General features: G+C 73.8%; 17 protein-coding genes. 12 read left to right on the forward strand and 5 right to left on the reverse strand.

The features are described 5' to 3' along the window. Positions 1-233: 233 nt before the first annotated feature. From ACZ4QV_RS26830 to ACZ4QV_RS26860, 7 genes are read left to right on the forward strand one after another with little or no spacing between them, the layout of a single operon-like run. A complete protein-coding gene (locus tag ACZ4QV_RS26830; protein WP_467763511.1) occupies positions 234-3,806 on the forward strand; it encodes an ABC transporter ATP-binding protein in 3,573 nt (1,190 codons plus the stop codon). Further along, positions 3,803-4,870, forward strand: coding sequence for a glucose-1-phosphate thymidylyltransferase (locus ACZ4QV_RS26835; RefSeq protein ID WP_361156874.1), 1,068 nt, complete (start codon positions 3,803-3,805; stop codon positions 4,868-4,870). Before ACZ4QV_RS26830 ends, ACZ4QV_RS26835 begins: the two co-directional genes overlap by 4 nt. A gap of 53 nt (positions 4,871-4,923) precedes the next feature. Further along, positions 4,924-5,940, forward strand: a complete 1,017-nt coding sequence (gene rfbB / locus ACZ4QV_RS26840; RefSeq protein WP_361156876.1) for a dTDP-glucose 4,6-dehydratase — start codon at positions 4,924-4,926, stop codon at positions 5,938-5,940. Continuing rightward, positions 5,937-6,824, forward strand: a complete 888-nt coding sequence (gene rfbD, locus ACZ4QV_RS26845; protein WP_361585047.1) for a dTDP-4-dehydrorhamnose reductase — start codon at positions 5,937-5,939, stop codon at positions 6,822-6,824. Before rfbB ends, rfbD begins: the two co-directional genes overlap by 4 nt. Further along, positions 6,812-7,441, forward strand: coding sequence for a dTDP-4-dehydrorhamnose 3,5-epimerase family protein (locus tag ACZ4QV_RS26850; protein ID WP_361156882.1), 630 nt, complete (start codon positions 6,812-6,814; stop codon positions 7,439-7,441). The genes rfbD and ACZ4QV_RS26850 overlap by 13 nt, the downstream gene beginning before the upstream one ends. Beyond that, on the forward strand, positions 7,438-8,499 hold the full coding sequence (locus tag ACZ4QV_RS26855; RefSeq protein ID WP_467763512.1) for a FecCD family ABC transporter permease: 1,062 nt from the start codon (positions 7,438-7,440) through the stop codon (positions 8,497-8,499). The genes ACZ4QV_RS26850 and ACZ4QV_RS26855 overlap by 4 nt, the downstream gene beginning before the upstream one ends. Then, the gene (locus tag ACZ4QV_RS26860) at positions 8,496-9,578 is read left to right on the forward strand and encodes a FecCD family ABC transporter permease (RefSeq protein ID WP_361634029.1); all 1,083 of its coding nucleotides are present in this window, start codon (positions 8,496-8,498) and stop codon (positions 9,576-9,578) included. The genes ACZ4QV_RS26855 and ACZ4QV_RS26860 overlap by 4 nt, the downstream gene beginning before the upstream one ends. A gap of 85 nt (positions 9,579-9,663) precedes the next feature. Here the strand turns inward: ACZ4QV_RS26860 and ACZ4QV_RS26865 are convergent, their stop codons facing one another. Continuing rightward, entirely contained in the window at positions 9,664-11,103 is a 1,440-nt protein-coding gene (locus ACZ4QV_RS26865; protein ID WP_467763513.1) for a hypothetical protein, read from the reverse strand. Positions 11,104-11,283: 180 nt separating this feature from the next. On the opposite strand from ACZ4QV_RS26865, the gene ACZ4QV_RS26870 reads away from it, so the two are divergent. Next, positions 11,284-11,940 (forward strand): hypothetical protein, encoded by a 657-nt coding sequence (locus tag ACZ4QV_RS26870; RefSeq protein WP_467763514.1) that lies wholly within the window; start codon positions 11,284-11,286, stop codon positions 11,938-11,940. 122 nt (positions 11,941-12,062) lie between these two features. Here the strand turns inward: ACZ4QV_RS26870 and ACZ4QV_RS26875 are convergent, their stop codons facing one another. Next, the gene (locus ACZ4QV_RS26875; protein WP_361156891.1) at positions 12,063-13,454 is read right to left on the reverse strand and encodes a transcriptional regulator; all 1,392 of its coding nucleotides are present in this window, start codon (positions 13,452-13,454) and stop codon (positions 12,063-12,065) included. 659 nt (positions 13,455-14,113) lie between these two features. On the opposite strand from ACZ4QV_RS26875, the gene ACZ4QV_RS26880 reads away from it, so the two are divergent. The 4 genes from ACZ4QV_RS26880 (at position 14,114) to ACZ4QV_RS26895 (ending at position 18,491) form a co-directional block, all read left to right on the forward strand. Then, positions 14,114-14,785, forward strand: a complete 672-nt coding sequence (locus tag ACZ4QV_RS26880; protein ID WP_031001746.1) for a bifunctional DNA primase/polymerase — start codon at positions 14,114-14,116, stop codon at positions 14,783-14,785. A gap of 318 nt (positions 14,786-15,103) precedes the next feature. Then, positions 15,104-15,895, forward strand: coding sequence for an ABC transporter ATP-binding protein (locus ACZ4QV_RS26885; RefSeq protein ID WP_361157140.1), 792 nt, complete (start codon positions 15,104-15,106; stop codon positions 15,893-15,895). Then, complete coding sequence (locus tag ACZ4QV_RS26890; RefSeq protein WP_361156894.1) at positions 15,892-17,556, forward strand: transporter; 1,665 nt, start codon at positions 15,892-15,894, stop codon at positions 17,554-17,556. The genes ACZ4QV_RS26885 and ACZ4QV_RS26890 overlap by 4 nt, the downstream gene beginning before the upstream one ends. Positions 17,557-17,753: 197 nt before the next feature. After that, complete coding sequence (locus ACZ4QV_RS26895) at positions 17,754-18,491, forward strand: hypothetical protein (RefSeq protein WP_467763515.1); 738 nt, start codon at positions 17,754-17,756, stop codon at positions 18,489-18,491. A 436-nt stretch (positions 18,492-18,927) separates the two neighbouring features. Here the strand turns inward: ACZ4QV_RS26895 and ACZ4QV_RS26900 are convergent, their stop codons facing one another. The 3 genes from ACZ4QV_RS26900 to ACZ4QV_RS26910 form a co-directional block, all read right to left on the reverse strand. Further along, a complete protein-coding gene (locus ACZ4QV_RS26900; protein WP_467763516.1) occupies positions 18,928-19,908 on the reverse strand; it encodes an NAD-dependent epimerase/dehydratase family protein in 981 nt (326 codons plus the stop codon). Positions 19,909-20,041: 133 nt separating this feature from the next. Further along, a complete protein-coding gene (locus ACZ4QV_RS26905; protein ID WP_361157143.1) occupies positions 20,042-20,914 on the reverse strand; it encodes an alpha/beta fold hydrolase in 873 nt (290 codons plus the stop codon). A 969-nt stretch (positions 20,915-21,883) separates the two neighbouring features. Further along, entirely contained in the window at positions 21,884-22,576 is a 693-nt protein-coding gene (locus tag ACZ4QV_RS26910) for a metal-dependent transcriptional regulator (protein ID WP_467763517.1), read from the reverse strand. Positions 22,577-22,806 lie beyond the last annotated feature (230 nt).

Consider the following 22,806-nt stretch of genomic DNA (forward strand, 5'->3'; position numbering starts at 1 on the left):
TCTTCCCCGACGGTCCGTCAAGACGCTCTCGGGTCACGGGTGGTACGGCGGGACGACTGAAACGGGTGGGTCGCGAGTGCATGTGTGCCAGGTCACACACTCCGAGTGACGACCAAGCACTTAGGCAAGCCTAAGCTAACCACGTGCTCAGCAGGTCAACAACGTCCCCCGGCTGGATACGCAGGCTCGGCGCCGCGTGCCGGCACCATCCCCGACTCCTCCTCGCGGTCGCCGTGAGTTCCGTGTTCGGCACGGGACTTGAAGCGGTCGGACCGCTGCTGGCCCGGCTCGGCGTCGACGACGCCGTGGCAGGTCGCACCGGCCGCATCGGCTGGCTCGCCGCCGCGATGGCGGGCCTGGCGCTCGTCCAGTTCGGCGCCGAGTTCACCCGCCGCTACGCCGCCGGAAAACTCGCCCTCGGTGTCCAGCACCGGCTGCGCACCCAGGTGTTCGACTCCCTCCAGCGCCTGGACGGCGTCAAACAGGACGCGCTCCGCACCGGCCAGGTGGTCTCCCGCGCCAACAGTGACCTGACCCAGGTGCAGATCATGCTCGGGATGCTGCCGATCCCGCTCGGCACCTCGGCCCTCTTCCTCGTCGCCGTCGGCGCGATGCTCTGGCTGTGCGCCCCGCTCGCCCTCGTCGCGCTGACCGTGGTGCCCGCCACCGCGTGGGCCGCCGCCCGCAGCCGCGCCCGGCTCGTCCCCGCCACCCGCGCGGCACAGGCCGGCGCCGCCCAGGTCGCCGAGCAGGTCGAGGAGGCCGTCACCGGCGTACGGGTGGTCAAGGGCTTCGGCCAGGAGGACCGTGAGACCGACCGGCTGGCACGCGCCGCCCGCGGCCTGTTCGGACGGCGGATGCGCGTGGCGCGCATCCAGGCCGGCGCCACCGCCACCCTCGCCGCGCTGCCCGCGCTCGGCCAGGTCGGTGTCCTCGCCCTCGGCGGCTGGCTGGCGCTGCGCGGCACCATCGGACTGGGCACCTTCCTCGCCTTCGCCGCCTACATGGCGCTGCTGGCCGGGCCCGCCCGGCTGTTCGCCAGCTTCCTGGTCACCGCCCAGCAGGCGCGCGCCGCCGCCGAACGCGTCAACGAACTCATCGACGCCCGGCCGGAGATCACCGAACCGGAAAACCCCGTCGCCCTGCCCGACGGCCCCGTCGGCCTGGAACTGCGCGACGTGCGCTTCGGATACGCGCCCAGCGACCCCGTCCTCGACGGCACGTCCCTGACCGTACGGCCCGGCGAGACACTCGCCCTGGTCGGCCCGTCGGGCTCCGGAAAATCCACCGTCTCCCTGCTGCTCCCCCGCTTCTACGACCCGCAGGCCGGCTCCGTGCACGTCGGCCCGCCCGGTGCGGCCGCCGACATCCGCGAACTGTCCCTCGCCGGCCTCCGCGCCACCATCGGTGTGGTCTTCGAAGAACCGTTCCTGTTCTCCTGCTCGGTCCGCGACAACATCGCCTACGGCCGTCCGGACGCCACGGACGAGCAGGTCAGGGCCGCCGCCGAGGCCGCCGAGGCACACGAGTTCATCGCCGCGCTGCCCGACGGCTACGCCACCGAGGTCGGCGAGCGCGGACTGACGCTCTCCGGCGGGCAACGGCAGCGCGTGGTGCTGGCCCGCGCCCTGCTGGCCGACCCGCGGGTACTCGTCCTGGACGACGCCACCTCCGCCGTGGACGCCGGCACCGAGGCCGCCATCCACCGCACCCTGCGCGCCGTCACCGGCGACCGTACGACCCTGCTGATCGCACACCGCCGCTCCACCCTCCAGCTCGCCGACCGCATCGCCGTCCTGGACGACGGCCGCGTGGTGGACACCGGCACCCAGGACGAACTGACCGCACGCTGCCCGCTGTTCCGCGAGCTTCTGGCCGGGCCCGGCGACTCCCTCGACGTACGCGTCACCGCCGACCCGCACACCGGCGACCGGGGCGTCACCCCGGACCTCTGGCCCGAGCCCCCCGCCGACGCGGACCGGAGCACGGCCGAGGAGACCACCGAGGACCCGCGCCTGGACGAGGCCCGGCTGCGCGCCCCCGACCCCGACGCCCGCTTCCGGCGGCTGCTCGCCCCCGTACGCACCGCCCTGCTCCTCGGCCTGCTGCTCGTCGTCGCCGACTCCCTCGCCTCCCTCGCCCTGCCCCTCCTCGTCCGGCACGGTCTGGACGCCGGGGTCGGCACGGGCGACGGCGGCGCGCTCGCCACGACCGTCCTGACCGCCCTGCTCGTCGTCGCCCTCGGCTGGGGTGTGCTCTCCCTCCAGGCGCGCATCACCCGGCGGGCCGGGGAACGGGTGCTGTACGGGCTACGGGTGAAAACCTTCGCCCACCTCCAGCGGCTCGGCCTGGACTTCTACGAACGCGAACGCGGCGGCCAGATCATGACCGCCATGGTCAACGACATCGACGCGCTCTCCGCCTTCCTCCAGACCCACCTGCTGACCTCGGTGGCCGCGCTGGCCACCCTGTGCGGCGCGGTGCTGGCGATGCTCGCCGTCGACCTGCCGCTGGCCCTGACCGCGCTCGCCCTCGTCCCCCTGATCGCCGTCGCCACCGCCGTCTTCTGGCGGCTGTCCTCCACCGCGTACACCGATGCCCGCAAGCGCGTCGGCGAGGTCAACTCCAGCCTCCAGGAGAACGTCTCGGGCCTGCGCGTCGCCCAGTCCCAGAGCCGTGAGGGCCGGACCGCCGAGGCGTTCGGCAAGCTCTCCGAGAGCTATCGCGCCGCCCGGCTGCGCGCCCAGCGCTACGCCGCCGTGTACTTCCCCTGCGTCAACCTCACCGCCGAACTCGCCAAGGCCACCGTCCTGCTGTTCGGCGCGTACCGGGTCGCGGACGGCGGCCTCAGCCCCGGCGTGCTGGTCGCCTTCACCCTCTTCCTCGGCATGTTCTTCTCGCCGATCCAGCAGCTCTCGCTCGCCTTCGACAGCTACCAGCAGGCGTCCGTCGGCCTGCGCCGCACGATGGAACTGCTGCGCGTCGAGCCGTCCGTACGATCCGCCGCCGACCCCGCGCCCGTACCGGACCGGCTGCGCGGCCCGATCGAACTGCGCGACGTAACCCTCCGATACCCGGGGGCCGAGCGGGCGTCGCTCGACCGGGTCAGCCTGCGCATCGAGCCCGGCGAGACGGTCGCGCTCGTCGGCGCGACCGGCGCCGGCAAGTCCACCGTCGTCAAGCTGCTCGCCCGCTTCCACGACGCGACCGAGGGACAGGTGCTGGTGGACGGGGTGGACGTCCGTGCCTACGACCCGCCCGCCTACCGGCGGCTGCTGGGCGTCGTCCCCCAGGAAGCCCACCTGTTCACCGGCGACATCGCCGACAACGTCCGCTACGGACGGCCCGACGCCACCGACCAGGAGGTCGAGGCGGCCGTGCGCGCCGTGGGCGCGCTGCCCGCGGTCGCCGCCCAGCCGTACGGCTTCCGCCAGCCCGTCGGCGAACGCGGCCAGCGCCTGTCCGCGGGCCAGCGCCAGCTCGTCGCACTGGCCCGCGCCCACCTCGTCGACCCCGGCCTGCTGCTGCTCGACGAGGCCACCGCCGCCCTCGACCCGGCCACCGAACGCACCGTGCTGGACGCCGGGGACCGGCTCGCCGACGGCCGCACCACCGTCCTGGTCGCCCACCGCCTGGCCACCGCCGCACGGGCCGACCGGATCGTCGTCCTGGACGCCGGACGGATCGCCGAGCAGGGCTCCCACCAGCAGCTCCTCGACGCCGACGGCCTGTACGCCCGGCTGTGGCACCACCACGCGACCGCCGCCGAACCCGCCCCCCCTCACCCAAGGATGACCCGCTCATGAAGGCACTTGTCCTCTCCGGAGGCACCGGCAGCAGGCTGCGGCCCATCACCCACACCGCCGCCAAGCAGCTCGTCCCCGTCGCCAACAAGCCGGTGCTCTTCTACGGCATCGAGTCCCTGGTCGCAGCGGGCGTCACCGACATCGGCATCATCGTCGGCGACACCGCGGCGGAGATCCGTACGGCCGTGGGCGACGGCTCTCGCTTCGGCGCCCGCGTCACCTACCTCCCCCAGGAACAGCCCCTCGGCCTGGCGCACGCCGTCCTGATCGCCCGCGAATGGCTCGGCGACGACGACTTCGTGATGTACCTGGGCGACAACTTCGTCGTCGGCGGCATCGCGGAACTCGTCGACGAGTTCCGCGAGACCCGCCCCGACGCCCGCATCCTGCTCACCAAGGTCCCCGACCCCAGCGCCTTCGGCGTCGCCGAGCTCAGCCCCGAAGGGGACGTCGTGCGCCTGGAGGAGAAGCCGAGCAACCCGCGCAGCGACCTGGCGCTGGTCGGCGTCTACCTCTTCACGCCGGGTGTGCACGACGCCGTACGGGCCATCGAGCCCTCGGCGCGCGGCGAACTGGAGATCACCGACGCCCTCCAGTGGCTGGTCGACGCCGGCCGCACCGTCCAGTCCACGGTCATCTCCGGCTACTGGAAGGACACCGGCAACGCCACCGACATGCTGGAGGTCAACCGCACGGTGCTGGAAGACCTGCCGCCCGCCGTCCTCGGCGACGTGGACGACGCCAGCGAACTGGTCGGCCGGGTCCGCATCGAGGCCGGGGCCAGCGTCGTACGGTCCCGGATCGTGGGACCGGCCGTCATCGGCGCGGGCAGCGTCGTCCGCGACTCCTACATCGGCCCCTCCACCTCCGTCGCCGACGGATGCCTGATCAGCGGCAGCGAGGTGGAGTTCTCCATCGTCCTGGGCGACTCCCGCATCGAGAACGCCGGCCGGATCGAGGGATCGCTCATCGGCCGCATGGTCCGCATGAGCGGCGCCGCCCGCGCACCCCGCGCGCACCGCCTGGTGCTCGGCGACCACAGTCAGGTGCAGATAGCGCCCTGAGCCCCGGCCCTCCGCGCGCCCCCGCCCCCTTTCCCTTTTCTTGGACTGACGCCTTGAGAATCCTCGTCACCGGCGGAGCCGGTTTCATCGGCTCCCACTTCGTCCGCACCCTGCTCACCCCCGAAGGCCCCGGCGACGGCACCGGACCGCACGTCGTCACCGTGCTGGACGCCCTGACCTACGCGGGCGACCGCGCCAACCTCCGGCCCGTGGCGGACGATCCGCGGTACACCTTCGTGCACGGCGACATCCGCGACCGGCCACTGGTGGACGACCTGCTGGCCGACCACGACGCGGTGGTGCACTTCGCCGCCGAGTCGCACGTGGACCGCTCCATCGCGGGCGGCACCGACTTCGCCTCCACCAACGTCCTGGGCACCCAGGTCCTCCTGGAATCCGCGGTGCGCCACCGCATCGCCCGCTTCGTCCACGTCTCCACCGACGAGGTGTACGGCTCGATCGCGGAAGGCTCCTGGACCGAGCACGAGCCCCTGGCGCCCAACTCGCCCTACTCCGCCAGCAAGGCCGGCTCCGACCTGCTCGCCCTCGCCCACCACCGCACCCACGGCCTCGACGTCTCGGTGACCCGCTGCTCCAACAACTACGGCCCCTACCAGCACCCCGAGAAGGTCGTCCCGCTGTTCGTCAGCCGCCTGCTGGCGGGCGGGCGCGTCCCGCTGTACGGCGACGGGCTCAACGTCCGCGACTGGCTGCACGTCGACGACCACTGCCGGGCGCTGCGCCTGGTCCTGGAGGGCGGTCGGCCCGGCGAGGTCTACAACATCGGCGGCGGCACCGAACTCAGCAACAAGGACCTCACCGAACGCCTCCTCGCCGCCTGCGGCGCCGACTGGGACCGGGTCGACCACGTCACCGACCGCAAGGGCCACGACCGGCGCTACTCCGTGGACTGGACGAAGATCCGTACCGAACTCGGTTACGTCCCCCGGCGCTCCTTCGACGACGGACTCGCCGAGACCGTCGCCTGGTACCGCGACCGTCCCGAACGGTGGGCGCCCCCGGCCGACGGCACCACCGCCGCACCTGCCCTGGGGGGTGCCGCCCGGTGAACCGCTGGCTGATCACCGGCGCGGGCGGCATGCTCGGCCGCGAGGTCTCCCGCATGCTGGCCGCCGAAGGCGTGTGCGCGCTCCCCCTGGACCGCCGGACCCTGGACCTCACCGACACCCGCGCCGTGGCGTCCGCCCTGCGCCGCGTCCGCCCGGCCGTGGTCGTCAACTGCGCCGCGTACACCGACGTGGACGGCGCCGAGACCCACGAGGAACAGGCGCACCGCATCAACGCCGACGCGGTGCGCGGACTGGCCCGCGCCTGTGCCGGCACCGGCACCCGGCTGCTGCACGTGTCCACCGACTACGTCTTCTCGGGCGACGCCACCACCCCGTACACCGAAGGCGCGCCGACCGGGCCCCGCACCGCCTACGGCCGCAGCAAACTCGCCGGGGAACAGGCCGTCCTGGCCGAACTGCCGCACACCGGCACCGTCGTCCGCACCGCCTGGCTCTACGGCGCCCACGGCCGCAACTTCGTCCGCGCCATGGCCGAACGCGCCGTGCGCGGCGCCACCGTGGACGTCGTGGACGACCAGACCGGCCAGCCCACTCCGGCCCGCGACGTCGCCGGGCGGCTGCTCGCCCTCGGGCGCGGGCCCGCCCGCCCCGGCGTCTTCCACGCCACCACCGGCGGCACGACCACCTGGTACGGACTGGCCCGCGAGGTCTTCCGGCTGGCCGGAGCCGACCCGGACCACGTCCGGCCCACCGACAGCACCACCCTGAACCGGCCCGCCCGCCGCCCCGCCTGGAGCGTGCTGGGCCACGACCGCTGGGCCGCCGCCGGGCTGCCCGCGCCCCGGCACTGGCGCGACGCGCTCGCCGCCGAGTTCACCCGGGTGACCGCCGCACTGGAAGGAGCCGTCTCATGCGCCCGCTGAGCATCGAAGGAGCCTGGGTCCGCGAACCCCTCGTCCACCGGGACGACCGGGGCTCCTTCCACGAGTGGTTCACCCAGCCGGAGTTCACCGGCGCCACCGGGCGCACCCCGATACTGGCGCAGGCCAACTGCTCCGTCTCCCGCCGCGGTGTGCTGCGCGGCGTGCACTTCAGCGAGGTGCCGCCCGGCCAGGCCAAGTACGTCACCTGCGTACGCGGTGCCGTCCTGGACGTGGTGGTGGACCTGCGGACCGGCTCCCCCACCTACCGCGCCTGGGAGGCCGTACCGCTGGACGAGGACGGGCTCAGCGCGGTCTACCTCTCCGAAGGGCTCGGCCACGCCTTCATGGCCCTGTCCGACGACGCCACCGTGGTCTACCTCTGCTCCACGGGCTACCAGCCGCAGCGCGAACACGGCGTCCACCCGCTGGACCCGGCCCTGGGCATCGACTGGCCCGCCGGGGTCACCCCGCTGCTGTCCGCCAAGGACGCCGCCGCGCCCACCCTGGAGGAGGCCGAGCGGCAGGGGCTGCTGCCGTCGTACGAGGAGTGCGTACGTCATCGGGCAACCGTCCGGGCCGCCGAACGGACCGCCGAACGGGAAGGCAGCGCGGCGTGACGACGACGGCGACCGCGGCGCGCACCGGAGCCCCCGCCCCGGAAGCCGAGCCCGCACCGCCCGCGGGACGCCGCGTACTGCGGGCCGGCGGGCTGCTGCTGGGACTGGCGCTGCTGGCCGTCGTCGTCCTGGTGAGCATCGCCGTGGGCGCCAAGGCCATCCCCCTCGACCAGGTGTGGCACGGCCTGTTCGAGTCGACGGGGACGGCCGACGACCGGATCGTGCGGGAACTGCGGCTGCCCCGTACCGCTCTGGGCGTCGCGGCGGGCGCCGCCCTCGGCCTGGCCGGCGCCGTGATGCAGTCCCTCACCCGCAACCCGCTGGCCGACCCCGGCCTCCTCGGAGTCAACGCGGGCGCCTCGGCCGCCGTGGTCACCGCGATCAGCGTGCTGGGCATCACCTCCTTCACCGGATACCTGTGGTTCGCGCTGGCCGGCGCCGGTGTGGCGGCCGTCCTGGTCAACGCCCTCGGCGGCAGCCGGGCAGCCACCCCCGTACGGCTGGCCCTGGCGGGCACCGCGGTCAACGCCGCCCTCTTCGGCTACGTCAACGGCCTGCAACTGACGGACCTGGGTGCCCTGGAGACCATGCGGCACTGGTCGATCGGCACCCTCACCGGCCGCCGCGGCGACCTGCTGCTGACCGCGCTGCCGTTCCTGCTGGCCGGCGCCGTCCTCGCGCTGGCGGTGGCCCGCCCGCTGAACGCGGTCGCCCTGGGCGAGGACACCGCCCGCTCGCTCGGCGCCCGGCTGGGCCGCACCCGGGTGCTGTCCATCGTCGCCATCACCCTGCTGTCCGGCGCCGCGACCGCCGTGTGCGGGCCGATCGGTTTCATCGGCCTGATGATCCCGCACGCGGTACGGGCTTTCTGCGGCCCCGACAACCGGTGGCTGTTCCCGTACTGCGCCGTCTTCGCGCCGGTCCTGCTCCTGGGGTCGGACATCATCGGCCGGGTGCTGGTGCCGCCGGCCGAGATCGAGGTCGGGGTCGTCACCGCGTTCTTCGGCGGCCTGCTCTTCATCCACCTCGTCCGCCGCCGGAAGGTGGCCCAGCTATGACCGCCGTACGCACCTCCCGCACCTCCCCCGCGCGCCGCACGACGCCCCGTCCCACCGTCCTGCGCACCCGAGGCGGACTGTCCCTGCGGCTGGGCCGCCGCGCCCTGCTGGTCTGCGCGGCACTGGCGCTGACCGGCACCCTGGTGGCCGTCCTGTCGCTGGGCATGGGCAGCTACCGCCTCAGCCCCGGCGAAGTCGTCGCCACCCTCTTCGGGGACGGGCCGCCCGGCGCGGACTTCGTCGTGGTCGACCTGCGGCTGCCCCGGGTGCTGGACGGGCTGCTGGCCGGATTCGCGATGGGCATGAGCGGCGCGGTCTTCCAGTCGCTGGCTCGCAACCCGCTGGGCAGCCCCGACGTCATCGGCTTCGGCAGCGGCGCCTCGGCCGGCGCCCTCGTCTCCGTCATCCTCCTGGAGGCCGGCACCGCGCAGATCGCCCTCGGCGCGGTGGCCGGCGGACTGGCCACCGCCGCCGCCGTCTACCTGCTGGCCTGGAAGCGCGGCGTGCACGGCTACCGCCTGGTGCTCGTCGGCATCGGCGGCTCGGCGGTCCTCGGCTCGCTCACCAGCTACCTGTACGTACGGGCCGACATCGGCAAGGCCGCCGAAGCCGCCACCTGGATGATCGGCAGCCTCAACGGCCGCGGCTGGCCCGACGTGAGCGTGGCCGCCCTCGGCGTCGTCGCCCTGGCACCCGCCGTCCTGGCGCTGGCCCGGCGGCTCTCCCTGCTGGAGATGGGCGACGACACCGCGGCCGCGCTCGGCGTCGCCCCCGAACGCAGCCGCCTGGCCCTCCTCGCCACCGGCACCGGCCTGACGGCACTCGCCGTCGCCGCCGCCGGACCGATCCCCTTCGTCGCGCTCGCCGCACCCCAACTGGCCCGCCGCCTCACCCGCTCCCCCGGTCCCAACGTGCTGCCCGCCGCCTGGATGGGCGCCGTCCTGGTCACCCTCGCCGACTGGTCGGCGCAGCGCGTCTCCGGTACGGGCATCCTGCCGGTGGGCGTGATCACGGGGGTGGGCGGGGGCGTGTACCTGGCGTGGCTGCTGTTCCTGGAGAGGAGGTCGGGGAAGTTGTGAAGGTCCGGCCGGTCCGTGAGGGGCCGGCCTGTCCGTGAGGGGCCGACCGGTCCGCGCCGGCCGCTGACGGGCCGGGGGCCGCCCGTCAGAGCTGTTCCGGGCGGCGCTCCGTCAGGCCGTACTTCTGCGCGATCGGGTTCCAGAGCTTCGCCGCCTGCTGCTTGGCCTTCGTGGCCCGGCCGCTGTCCGCGTTGCCCTGGGCGGGCTCCTTGCCGCCCCGGGCCTTGCCCTTGGGGCAGCCTTTCTTGCCCTTCACCTGCCCGGCCCAGGCCGCGTAGTGGTTGTCGGCCGAGGCGGAGGACTTCCACGCCTCGTTGAGCGAGGCGGTCAGCTCACCGCTGCCGGGCAGCTTGTCGACGGGGAGCGCGGCCAGTCGGCTCACCAGGTCGTTGCGCTGCTTCGCGGCGTCCCGGAGGTCCTTGGCCGCCGCGTCGAGGTTGTCGCACGACTTGATGTTCTTGACCGCGCCGATCACGGCGGCACGGCTGTTGTTGCTGTCCTTCAGCAGCGCGTCGAGACCCTTCGCCTGCGCTGCCACCGGGTCGGCGGACGGTGACGGCTTGGTGTCCTTGCCGTCCGCCTCGTCCTTCGCGGCGCCGGACGCACCGCCGGACTCCTGCTTCTTCTCGGCGGGCCCGTCGTCACCGCCCCCGCTGAGCGCCCAGCCGACGCCGAGCCCGGCGCCCGCCAGGGCCACGACGGCGACACCGATGATCGCGGCGGGCGCGAAACGCCGACGCCGTCCGCCGCCGTCCGGCCCGTGGTCCGCCTGCGGCGCGTACTGGTCGAACTGCGGGCGGCCGCCGAAGGGCTGCTGACCGTACGGCCCCGGCTGCTGCTCCGGCTCGTCGAAGCGGGGCAGTTGCGCGGTGGCGTCCGGGACAGCGCCCGGCGCTGCGGCCGGGGCGGCGCCACCGGGGCCGGAACGGAAGAGGCCCTCGAACTCGGCCGGGGTCGGGCGGTCGCCGGGGGCGCCGGGGTGTGCCGGCCCTGCGGGTTGTGCGCCGAAGGGGGCGCCGGGCGGCGGAGTGCCGGGACCGATCGGCGGTAGGAACTGGGTGGCCTCGGAGTCGGCGCCGGGCGGCGCCGGCTGGGCGGATGGGGCGGGCTGGGCGGATCGGGCCGCGTCGGGCCGCGGGCCGTTCGGCTTGATCGCGCGCAGCGTACGGGTGGACTCACCGGGCGTCTCGGGACGGCCGCCCGCAGGACCGCCGGCCGCCGGCGGCATCGGCGCGGCACCGGGCATCGGGCCGGGCTGCCCGCCCTGCGTGCCGCCACCTGTCTGGCCCTGCTGCGGCTGCTGTGCGCCGATGGGCCGCAGCAGCGCGGTCGACTCCGGGTCACCGGCGGCGGGCGGCATCGGCGCACCGGCCTGCGGCGTCGCGGGGACGAGTTGGCCGGGCCGGGGCTGCTGTCCAGGGTGGCCGGGGTGGCCCTGCTGGATGGGCTGGCCCTGCTGGCCGGGGTGGCCGGACTGGCCCTGCTGGCCCCCGGGCTGCGGGCCGAGCGGGGACACTCCGGACATCGGGGACATCAGCGCGGTCGCTTCCATGTCCGGGGCAGGGCCCTGGTCCGGCTGCTGCCCCGGGTTCTGCGGGGGCTGCGCGGGCGGCGGCATAGGCGCGGCGCCCGGGGGCTCATGCTGCTGGAACGGCTGCTGCTGCGGCGGCTGCGCGGGCGGCGGCGTCGGAGGGCCTGAAGGAGCTTGGGGCGCCGGGGGCATCGGCTGGGCAGGCGGGTACTGGGCGAAAGGCTCCTGCCCGTACGGCTGCTGCTGGGCGGGAGGCGGCTGCTGCCGGCCGTACGGCGACGGTTGCTCCTGGCCGTACTGCGACTGCTGCTGACCGTACTGCGGCTGCTGCTGACCGTGCGGCTGACCGGGCGCCTGCTGACCGCCGTACGAGGGCCCCTGCCCCAATTGCCCCGCAACCGGCGGAGCCTGAACCGGCTGCCCCGGTATCGACTGTCCCTGCACCGGCTGTCCCTGCACCGGCTGGCCTTGAACCGGCTGTCCCTGCACCGGCTGGCCTTGAACCGGCTGTCCCTGCACCGGCTGCGCGCCCGGCGTCTGCTGCTGCTCGGGCCCCCAGGGCTGCCCCCAAGGCTGGCCCGCGGGCGGTGCGGCCTGCTGGCCGGGGACCCACGGATCACCGTGAGCGGGCAGCACAACGCCCTCTCGCGCGGGCTCGCCCGCAGGATAGTGCGGGTCGTTGCCCTGTCCGCTCTGCGTCACCGGGACTCCTACGATCTGCTGACTTACGGAAGCGTCGGCTCACGCTACCGGGTCGCAGTCTCGTTCGACCATGTCCCCTGGTCACCACCCACCCTTAACGCCCCACAAGGGCCTTCCAGGCCCTTCTGAGGCCCCTGTGGCAGTTCGGGAGGGCCCGCCGGGCGGACCCTGCGCGGTCCGCCCGGCGGAGAAGGACGAGGCGGCCCGGGCGCCGACAGGCCCTCCCCCGGCTGCCGCGGGCCGCGAATCCGCTACGCGGCTGCCCGCAATTCCAGCCGGGCACCGAACTCCCGCACCACCGGCTCGTCCCGGTACGGCTCCAGCCGCAACTGGAAGTCCTCCAGATACTCCGCGCCGCGGTTCGACCGCAGCCCGCTCAGCAACTCGATGGCCTGGGTGCCCGTGTGGCACGCCTGCTCGATCTCGCGCTGCTGCACCTGCGCGCTGGCCAGCAGCACCAGCCCGATGGCGCGCCGCCGCGCCCGTCCTTCGGGGTGCCCGTCCACCGCTTCCTGAGCGCGCTGGCGCGCCGCGCCCGCCTGGCCCAAGTCACGATGGCAGTGCGCGAGTTCGTCGGCGAGGTACGCCTCGTCGAAGTGCGAGATCCACACCGGGTCGTCGCCGGCCCCGGAGGAGCCGACGGCGCGTTCCATGGCGCCCACCGCCCGGCCCGCCACGACCTGGAAGGCGCGCGCGTCACCCATCAACGCGTGCCCGCGCGCCTCCGCCGCGAAGAACATCGCCTCCGCACGCGGCGTGACGTGTCCCCGCGCTCCTTCCTGCGCGGCCTTCGCGAGCTGCGCGATCTCCCGGGGGTTTCCGAGCGAGGCGGCGAGGTGGCTCATGCTGGCGGCCAGCACGTAGCCGCCGTACCCGCGGTCGCCGGCCGCCTGCGCCAGCCGTAGCGCCTGGATGTAGTAGCGCTGCGCCAGCCCCGGCTGGCCGGTGTCGACGGCCATGTAGCCGCCCAGTTCCGTCAGCCGGGCGACCGACGCGAACAGTTCGCGGCCGACCGACTCGCGGTACGAGCCGGCCAGCAGCCCGGAGACGACGCTGTTGAGGTAGTGGACGACGACCGGCCGGACATGGCCGCTGCCGTAGCGGTGGTCCAGCTCGCCCAGGGCCGTGGTCATGGCCCGTACGGCTTCGACGTCCGAGATGCCCACCCGCGCCCCGGCGTTGCGCGCGACCTGCGGGTCGGCACTGGTGATGAGCCAGTCCCTGCTCGGTTCGACCAGCGCGGAGGCGGCCACGGTGGAGCCGCTCAGGAAGTCGCGCCGGCCGACGTCGCTGCGCCACAGCTCGCAGACCTGCTCGATGGCACCGAGGACGGTGGGCGAGAACTGCAGGCCCACACCGGACGCGAGGTTCTTGCCGTCGGCCATCCCGATCTCGTCGATGGTGACCGTCCGCCCGAGTTTGCGGCCCAGCGCCTCCGCGATGATGGCGGGGGCCCGGCCGCGCGGCTGCTGGCCGCGCAGCCAGCGGGCGACGGAGGTCTTGTCGTAGCGCAGGTCGAGGCCGTGTTCGGCGCCGCACATGTTGACGCGGCGGGCGAGTCCGGCGTTGGAACAGGCGGCTTCCTGGATGAGCGCCTGCAGCCGTTCGTTCGGCTGCCGCGCGACGAGTGGCCTGGCGGCCATACTGCACCCCCTGATTACTGCTGCGCGTTCACCAGCGAACGCCGTACCCGTGGACCAATTCCCCACGCATATGCCGGATATCCGGGATATCTCGGATGTGCGTCATGTCCGCCGAAGCCTTGACATTTCCGGGTTGTGGCGATCGGGTCGGCCGGCCGGCGGATCGCTCCGCCGGATTGCGGTGTCCGGCACGTCCTGTCGCTCCGGTCCCGGGTACTGCCTCACGGTCTCGGCTCCTGCTGCTCCGGTCTTCGATGTTCGGTCGTCGGTGTTTCGTGTTCCGTGTTCGGTGTTTCGTGTTCGGTGTTTCGTGTTCCGTGTGCGGTCTTCGGTGTTCCGTGTTCGACGTCCGAACGTTCGGTGGAACGGTGTTCCGGGGAATCGGCCGAACCGGGGTACGCCGTGCGGTACCCGCGTCCTGCTCGCGGCGCCGCCGCGCCGTGCGGTCCCGGCGTTCGCTCCGGGGTCCGTGCCGGCTGTGCCGCGGCCTGCCGCCGGGCGGCCTCTCCGCCCGTCACGCAGGTGGCTACCCGTTCTCCCGGCGCTGCCCCGCACGCGCCCCCAGCCATGCATCCATGCGCCCCACGTGCGGGAACGATGCGCCGGGGTGGTGCACATGTCGGCCGTAACCCTTGGTGACGGGGAAAGTTGTCCACCACGTGGAAGACACCATCGGAGTCACAGGAGCCTCTCAGGTCCCCGAGCAGCGTGGCGAGCTGTTGATCGAAACTGCGGTGCGTTACGCGGAAGAGCGGCATTGGGACGTCTTGCCCGGCGCATGGCTGGAGGACGAGGGCGAAGTGCCGCGCTGCTCGTGCGGCGCGGCCGACTGCGCCGCGCCCGGCGCGCACCCCGCCGTACCGGGCTGGGCCGGCCACGCCACGGGCAGCGCGACGGCCGCCCGCCGCCTGTGGAGCAGGAATCCGCGCGCCTCGATCCTGCTGCCGACAGGCCGTACGTTCGAGGCGCTCGACGTGCCCGAGACGGCCGGCTGCCTGGCCCTGGCCCGGATGGAGCGGATGGACCTGCCGCTCGGGCCGGTGACCCGCACCCCGGGCCGCCGGATGCTCTTCTTCGTCCTCCCCGGCGCCGCGGTCAAGGTGCCCGACCTGGTGCGCCACCTGGGCTGGCCGCCCGCGTCGCTGGACCTGGTCGCACGGGGCGAGGGCGACTACGTCGCCGCGCCGCCGACGCGCGTGGGGGCGCACGGGGCGGTGCAGTGGGTACGTGAGCCCACCGCCGCCAACCGGTGGCTGCCGGACGCGGACGAACTCATCAGCCCTCTGGCGTACGCCTGCGGGCGGGAGGCCGCGGCGGCACGCGGACGGTGAGGACGGAGCGGCGGAACCGTACGGGGCGCGCCTGCCGTACCCGCCGCTCCGCCGCCCCGCCCCCGTGCACCGCGCGTGTGCGCCGGGCGCCTGTCGCGCCGCGCACGCCCCTGCACAGAACCGCGCGCCCCTCCCTCCACGCCGCACACGCGGCCGTTCGGACGTACCGGTCCCGTCGCACACCCGCACGTATCGTGTGATGAACGGACGGGGGCACGACCAGCCCCCGCGGGGACGTCGAAGGGCAGGCCGGTGGCCAACGAACCGGAGAACATCGACCAGACGGCGAAGGCGCGCACACCACCGGACGGTCCGTCCATCCGGGCGGACGGTACGGTTCCGCCCGCCGTGCGAATCCAAGGGCTGTGGAAGAAGTACGGGGAACAGATCGCCGTGGCGGGGATCGACCTCACGCTGCCGGCGGGCCGGTTCATCGGCCTGGTCGGCCCGAACGGCGCGGGCAAGACCACCACCCTCTCGATGGTGACCGGCCTGCTGCGCCCGGACGCCGGGCAGGTGGAGATCGGTGGCCACGACGTGTGGCACGACCCGGTCGCGGTGAAGTCCCGTATCGGCGTACTGCCCGAAGGGCTGCGCCTGTTCGAGCGGCTGTCCGGCCGCGAACTCCTGGCGTACATCGGGCGGCTGCGGGGGCTGCCCGGTGCGGAGGTCGACAAGCGCGCCGACCAGCTTCTGCAGGTACTGGACCTGGCCGGCGCGCAGAACAAGCTCGTCGTCGACTACTCGACCGGTATGCGCAAGAAGATCGGGCTGGCGGCGGCGCTGCTGCACAATCCGGAGGTGCTCTTCCTGGACGAGCCGTTCGAGGGCGTCGACCCGGTGTCCGCGCAGACCATCCGCGGCGTACTGGAGCGCTACACCTCCTCCGGGGCCACCGTCGTCTTCTCCAGCCATGTGATGGAGCTGGTGGAGTCGCTGTGCGACTGGGTGGCGGTGATGGCGGGCGGGCGTATCCGGGCGGACGGCCCGACCGCCGAGGTGCGCGGCGACGCGCCGTCCCTCCAGGACGCCTTCCTCGAACTGGTCGGTGCCAACGGCCGCGCGGCCGGACAGGACCTGGACTGGCTGGGCGGCGGGGCCGCCCGATGAGCACCTCCGCCACCTCCACGACACCCGCCGGGGCGCCGCCCGGCGCCCCGCACGCGGCCCCGGCGACGTCGCTGACGCCGGTCTTCGTACGGCTCAAGCTGTCCCTGCTGCGCAACGGCCTGCGCCAGTCGTCCGGCCGGACCGTCGCCTATGTGGCGTCGCTGGTCATGTCCCTGCTGTGTGCGGCAGGTGTCCTGCTCGGCCTGATCGCCCTGCGCGGCGTCGACCACGCGGGCGCGCTCGGCGTGCTGCTCGCCGCCGTACTGACACTGGGCTGGGCGGCGATGCCGCTGTTCTTCCCCTCGGGCGACGAGACCCTCGACCCGACCCGGCTGGTCATGCTGCCGCTGCGGCCCCGGCCGCTCATCGTCTCGCTGCTGATCACGTCGCTGGTCGGCATCGGCCCGGTCTTCACCCTGGCGGTGGCCGTCGGCTCGGCGATCATGTTGGCGCACACTGCGGGCGCCGCGGTCGTCGGTGTCCTCGCCGTCGTCCTGGTCGTCCTGGTGTGCGTGGCGCTGGCGCGCGCCGTGGCCACCGCCAACGTACGGCTGCTGACCAGCCGCCGGGGCCGCGACCTCGCCGTACTGAGCGGCCTGTTCGTCGCCATCGGCGCACAGGGCGTGAACGTCGGCACGCAGAAACTGTTCGGCTCGGGCGCCGGGCTGTCCGCACTGGAACCCGTCTCCGACATCCTGCGCTGGGTGCCGCCCGCCTCGGCCGTCGACGCGGTCCAGGCGGCGAGCGAAGGCTCGTACGGGCGTGCCGTCCTGGGCCTGGCGCTGGCCGCCGTGGCGCTCGGCCTGCTGCTGTGGTGGTGGCAGCGCACCCTGACCACGCTGATGACCTCGCCCGACTCCTCCACCCTCCAGGCCGTCGAGAAGGACAGCGCGCGCAAGCAACGCTCCTCGGGCGGCGGCCTGCAGCGGCTGCTGCCCGAGAGCCGTACGGGCACCGTCGTCCTGCGGATGATGCGTTACGCGTGGCGTGACCCGAAGTCCAAGATGTCGTGGGCGATGGCGTTCGCCGTGGGCCTGCTCGTCCCGTTCATCTCCGCCATCCAGGGCGGCGGCAGCATCTACACGGCGTTCTCGGCGCCGGCCCTGCTGGGCATGCAGATGTACAACCAGTTCGGGCAGGACACCTCGGCGTTCTGGATGGTCGCCTCGACGATCTCCACGCCCCGCGACGCCTACCTGGAACTGCGGGCGCGCGGGCTGGGCCTGGCCCTGGTCGGCGTGCCGTTCGTGACGCTGGTCGTGATCGGCGCGGCGGCCTTCCTCGGGCCGTGGTCGGCGTTCTTCGACGTCTACGGACTGTCGCTGGCCCTGCTCGGCGCCCTGGTGGCGACCGGCGCGATGGCCTCGGCGGTGTTCCCGTACTCGATTCCCGCCGAGAGCAACAAGAACGTCGCCCCCGGCCAGGGCGCCATCGCCTGGTTCAGCCTGTTCGGCGGCATGCTGGTGAGCGCCGTACTGGCCGCGCCGATGATCGGACTGCTGATCTGGCTGCACGTGGCGGGCCTGCACAGCCTGCTGTGGCTGCTGCTGCCGGTCGGAGCGGCGTACGGGGTCGGCATCGCGCTCCTGGGCATGCGGGTGGCGGCACCGCTGGTGGCGCGGCGCCTGCCGGAGATCCTGGGCGCGGTCAGCAAGGGGTGAGACTCGGGGCTGCGCCGACGCTGTCGGCGCAGCCCGTCCGAAGTTGTCCACAGGCTTCCCCACGGCACTTGCCGGGCCGGTACCGTCGTGGAACGCGGCGACGAAATGATCGCCGCGTCGACACACGCGTCGACACGGACATCGCCACGGCCGTCGACGCGGCCACCGGCGCAGCCGGTGAACGGGGGTGGGGAAGCATGTGGCTGACCGGAAGAACGTCCGCGACCACGACAGCGGCCCTCCACACAGCCCTGTCCTCCCCCACCACCACGGCTGCCTCCCCTCTCCGCTTCCTCTTCCTCGCCGCCGGACCGCTCCTGCTCGTCGCGGCGGTCGGTCTCCTGCTCCGGCGCCGCTCGCGACTGCGGGACCTCGCACAGCCGTTGGCGATCCCCCGGGCGGTCTTCGCCGCCGTGCACCGCGCCGACGAGGCCGGGATACGGGAGCGTGCCGCTGAGGAAGTCGCCCGTCTGGCCGGGCACGCGCAGGGCAACCGGGCTGCCCCGGCGGCCACGGGTCGGGCCCGCGAGTCCTGCGCCACGGCCGAGGCACTTTTGCAGCGGGCGAGTGGAGTCCCCGACCTGGCAGGCGTCTTCGCCCTCGTCCACGAGGGCCGCACAGCCCTCGACGGGTCGAAGGCGCCGCTCCCCTTGTGCTTCTTCCACCCGCTGCACGGCCCGGCGGCCCGGCGCATACCCTGGCGCCCGTCCGACGACGGCGAGCGTTTCCAGGTGGGCGCCTGCGCGACCTGCATACGGGACCTCCGGTCCCGCCGGGAGCCGGACGCCCTCACCGACCAGCGGGCCGGCCGGCCCGTCCCGTACTTCGACGTACCGCACGAGCACAGCCTGTGGTCGGCCACCGGCTACGGCTCCCTGCTGACCGACACCTCCCTGACCGCCCACGTCCAACGCGAACTCGACCCCTCACGATGACCCGCCCCCGACTCAGGCAACGCTGGAGCGCGCTGCCGGTGTGAGCACGGTGGGTCGCCGCTCGCCACGTGTTCCCCGCTGCATCGCGGGTTCGCCGCGCCGTGGGGACCGTCCGGGCTTCGACGCCCTGTGCGCACTCACCCCGGAGGAAGGAAAGCGGAAGGTCACGCTGACGTTCGCTGGCGTCGATGAGAGGAGTGACGCCCCCTCGAATCGCTGCGCACGCGCGAGGGGACGTTCCTGGCCGACTACGCGGAGTTCATGCGCGGGAGCGTATGAAGGCGGTGGCAGGCGCCGGGCAGCAGGCCGAAGAGCTGCGCTACCGGATCGAGCCGGGTCTGACATCCGGGTCCACGAGGTCGCGGTAGTGGCGCCGGGGGCACCATCGTGCCGCGCGTGCGCAGCGCCTGCCCCGGATGTGGGGGTACCCCCGGCTTCAGGCCGTGGCGGGCGGGGCCGGGGTCGAGGGCAGGGCGGCGAGGGCGGCTTGTTCTTCTTCGGGGGTGTAGCCGAGGCGGAGCGGGGGCTCGCCCCGGGCACGGTCCCAGGCCAGGACGTCGGCCGCCGTCACCTCCAGTGGCGTCGCGGGCATGCCCGCCTGCCGGGCGCGCGCCGCGCTGCGCTGCTGGGTCGCCCAACTCGCGCGGACCAGCGGGAACATCCGGGGCGCACCCTCGGGAGGGACCGGCACGATGTCGATCTCGGTGCCCGCCGCCCGTGCGCAGGACTCGATCAGTTCGCCGAGTGTCGTCGGCTCGGCCGGGCCCACCGCGTGGAAGGCGCCGGGGCGGTCGTCGGTGAGCAACCGCACCACCAGGCGGGCCAGGTCGCGCGAGTCGACGACCTGTACCGGCTGCGCGGGGTCGCCCGGCAGGGCCACCCGGCCGCCGCGCGCGGCGCGGCGTACCCAGTACGTGAACGTGTCCATCGAGTCGTGCGGTCCGGCCACCTTGCCCGGCCGTACGATCGTCGCCCGCGGCCCGTACCGGGCGGTCACATCGTCCTCGCAGGCCACTTTGAGCGGGCCGTACGTGGCTTCGCTCAGCTCCTCGGTGTCGCGTACGGGCGGACGGCGCGGGGTGTCCTCGTCGCTCCCCGGGGCCACGCCCGTACGTTCGTAGACCGCGTGGCTGGAGATGAACAGGTACCGGCCGACACGGTCACCCAGGGCGTCCATCGCCTGTCCGACGTGTCGCGGGACGTAACCGCTGACGTCGACGACCGCGTCCCAACCGCCCTCGCGCAGGGCGGCGTAGTCGCCGGTGTCACGGTCGCCGATGAGCCGGGGCAGGCCGGGGAACAGGTCGGGGTTGGTGCGGCCCCGGCCGAACAGGGTCACCTCGGCTCCGGTACGCAGGGCGTCCTCGACGATCGCGCGGCCCACGAAGGACGTTCCACCGAGCACAAGAAGGCGCATGGTCACCGACACTACCGAGACCGCGGCGGGCCCGGCACGGAAAATGGGGCGGGAGGGACGGCAGGGGCGGGAGTGGGTGAGGGAGCAGGGACGGGCGCGGGAACGGAAACCCGGCGCGGGCGGTGACGGGGGGTCAGGGCGGGAGGACGGACTCCAGGAAGGGGCCCAGTACGCCTCGCCACTCCTCGGGGGCCTCCCAGGGGAGCCAGTGCCCGGCGTCCGGGATTTCGGCGTAGGCGCCGTGCGGGAGGACGCGGACCATCTCCTGGGCCTCGGCGCGGCCCAGTTCGCCGTCCAGGCCGCGGACCACGAGCGTGGGGCACCGCACCAGTGCGAGGTCCTCCCAATGGGCGTCGTGGACCCAGGTCTCGCGGGCGGTGAGCATCTGATGGCGGGAGAAGACCGGACGCCAGCCGTCCGCGCGTTCGGCCATGATCTCGGCGAAGAACTCGCCGCGGGCCGGCTGGGGCCGCTCCAGGGTCGGGTCCTCCTCGCCGAACCACTTGCGTACGTCCGCGAGGGTGGCGAACGGGACCGGCCAGGAGCCGAACCAGTCCGCCCACTCCTGCTGCGAGGCCGCGCCCAGGGCGGAGGCCCGCATGTCGCAGACGACCAGCGCGCTGACGAGGTCGGGCCGGCGGGCGGCCACCTGCCAGGCCGTCAGGGCGCCCATGGAGTGGCCGATCAGGACGGCGGGCGCCAGGCCGAGCTGCTCGATGGCGGCTATGGCGTCAGCGATGTACGCCTCGCGGTCGTACGGGCCGTCCTGGGGCTTCTCGCTGCGGCCGTGGCCGCGCTGGTCCAGGCCGACGGCGCGGCAGCGGGAGCCGAGCCAGCGGGCGGTCTCGGCCCAGTGCGACGCCCGGCCCATGAGGCCGTGGAGGAGCAGCACACCGGGGCCGCGCTCCCCCTCCTCCCCGCCCCGGCCGGTCTTCGGCGGGTCGGTGAACTCCCAGGCGGCGAGCCGGACGCCGCCGGTCCCCGTCACGTCGATGCGCCGCACCACGAGCCCTGGCACCCCCATTCGGTCCTTGAGCAGCCCCACACTATCGAACCCCTATTCGAATACGCTGTTCCTGCGCCCAATAACCCTCGTTCGGGTGACCACACCCAAGGATTGCCGGTCCTCGCCGAGGGGAGACACGTAGCGGGAGGCGGGCCCCACCGGGAAGGGGGCCCACGGGGAAAGACCCTGAGAGCTCGGGGCTCCGGGTCTTGGCGGGGGGACGTGGGGAGGCGGGGCCCCGGCTGCTCGCAGCGCCGGGGCCCTGGTCGTTCACGGGGCCACGGCCGCCGCGGCGCCGACGGGCGGCCCGCCGGCGGGCGGCCCGGCCCCCGGCCGGTCGGCAGCACCCGGGAGTGCCGCTTTCACCCCCGCGACTTCCCGAAGTCGCCGCACACATCGACCTTTTCGCGCACCTGACGATCAAGCGCTCCGAGGCCGGACACACCGGGGCCGGGCGCTTCGGGGGCAGGCACTGCAAAGCCCTGCATTTCAAGCCCGGGCGCATCGTGACCCGGCGCTTCAAGCCCGGGCGCATCGGGGTCAGGCGTTTCAGGACCGGGCGCATCGGGGTCAGGCGCTCCCAGACCGGACACTTCGAGACCAGGGGCACCGTCCGGGGCCGAACCGGGGGTCGCGGCGGAGCGCTCCTCACCCGAGCCCCCTCCCCGACCCGGGCCCGCGGCGGCAGGCGCGGTCGCGCCCAGTGCGTCGTCCAGCCGCCTCGCCCCGGGCCTCCGGCGCCACACGTCATGAGCCCGCTGTCGTCGCGCGCGCACGCCTGCAGGGGTCCGTACGGCATCGCCGCGCGACCCTCGGCAAGCCTTCGCGCACACGCTCAGCGCCAGCGTGACACGCCACCGGCCGCTCCGCTCGCGTTCCGCCAACTCCGTCCGTCGGTACAGCGGTTGAGCAGTACTCCGGAGCGGCCGTCGGGCCAGGTCAGGCGGGCGGAGCGGGGGCGGACGGAGGTCAGCGCTTGGCGACGAAGACGTGCGCGGCGATCTCGGATTCCAGCTCCGCCGCCTCGCCGCTGCTGCCGACCAGGACGCCCGTGGATGACTCGGTCACGCTGACCACCGCGCCCGGCTGCACCCCGGCCCGCCGCAGCGTGTACATGAGCTGGGCGTCGGCCTGGATGGGCTCGCCGATCCGGCGCACCACGACCGTCTTGCCGTCCGCGCCGGCCTCCAGGTCCATCAGGCTCACCATGCCGGCGTCCAGGAACGGGTCGACCTCGGCCTTCTCGCCCAGCTCCTCCAGACCCGGGATCGGATTGCCGTACGGCGACTCCGTCGGATGCCGCAGCAGCTCCAGGACGCGGCGCTCGACCGCCTCGCTCATCACGTGCTCCCAGCGGCACGCCTCGGCGTGCACCTGCTCCCACTCCAGTCCGATGATGTCGACGAGCAGGCACTCGGCGAGCCGGTGCTTGCGCATGACGCGGGTCGCCAGCCGGCGGCCCTCCTCGGTCAGCTCCAGGTGGCGGTCGCCCGCGACCGTGAGCAGGCCGTCCCGCTCCATGCGCGCCACGGTCTGGCTGACCGTCGGGCCGCTCTGTTCGAGCCGCTCGGCGATCCGGGCGCGCATCGGGACCACACCTTCCTCTTCCAGCTCAAGGATGGTGCGGAGATACATCTCCGTGGTGTCGATCAGTCCGGACATGCGTGCCCCTTGATGTGTCGTGCGGTGGCCCTGAACTCAATTCTGACGCATCCCACTGACAACGGATCCGCGTCCGCTCCGGCCGGACCCTCCCGAAGCCCCGGTACGGCGGCACCCGCCCCGCGGCGGGACGGCAACCGGGCGACGTCCCGGCGGCCGGAAGGTGTCCGTCCGGTCGCGAGCGGTGGCGCACACCGTATTGACAGGGCACTGGTCCAGACCGCAACGTG

Source organism: Streptomyces sp. NPDC026394 (assembly GCF_055567735.1).

Coding starts and splice junctions, on each gene's coding strand:
- ACZ4QV_RS26835 (WP_361156874.1), top strand. CDS start 3,803: ATGAAGGCACTTGTCCTCTCCGGAGGCACCGGCAGCAGGCTGCGGCCC.
- ACZ4QV_RS26850 (WP_361156882.1), top strand. CDS start 6,812: ATGCGCCCGCTGAGCATCGAAGGAGCCTGGGTCCGCGAACCCCTCGTC.
- ACZ4QV_RS26860 (WP_361634029.1), top strand. CDS start 8,496: ATGACCGCCGTACGCACCTCCCGCACCTCCCCCGCGCGCCGCACGACG.
- ACZ4QV_RS26865 (WP_467763513.1), bottom strand. CDS start 11,103: ATGTCCGGAGTGTCCCCGCTCGGCCCGCAGCCCGGGGGCCAGCAGGGC.
- ACZ4QV_RS26875 (WP_361156891.1), bottom strand. CDS start 13,454: ATGGCCGCCAGGCCACTCGTCGCGCGGCAGCCGAACGAACGGCTGCAG.
- ACZ4QV_RS26890 (WP_361156894.1), top strand. CDS start 15,892: ATGAGCACCTCCGCCACCTCCACGACACCCGCCGGGGCGCCGCCCGGC.
- ACZ4QV_RS26895 (WP_467763515.1), top strand. CDS start 17,754: ATGTGGCTGACCGGAAGAACGTCCGCGACCACGACAGCGGCCCTCCAC.
- ACZ4QV_RS26900 (WP_467763516.1), bottom strand. CDS start 19,908: ATGCGCCTTCTTGTGCTCGGTGGAACGTCCTTCGTGGGCCGCGCGATC.
- ACZ4QV_RS26910 (WP_467763517.1), bottom strand. CDS start 22,576: ATGTCCGGACTGATCGACACCACGGAGATGTATCTCCGCACCATCCTT.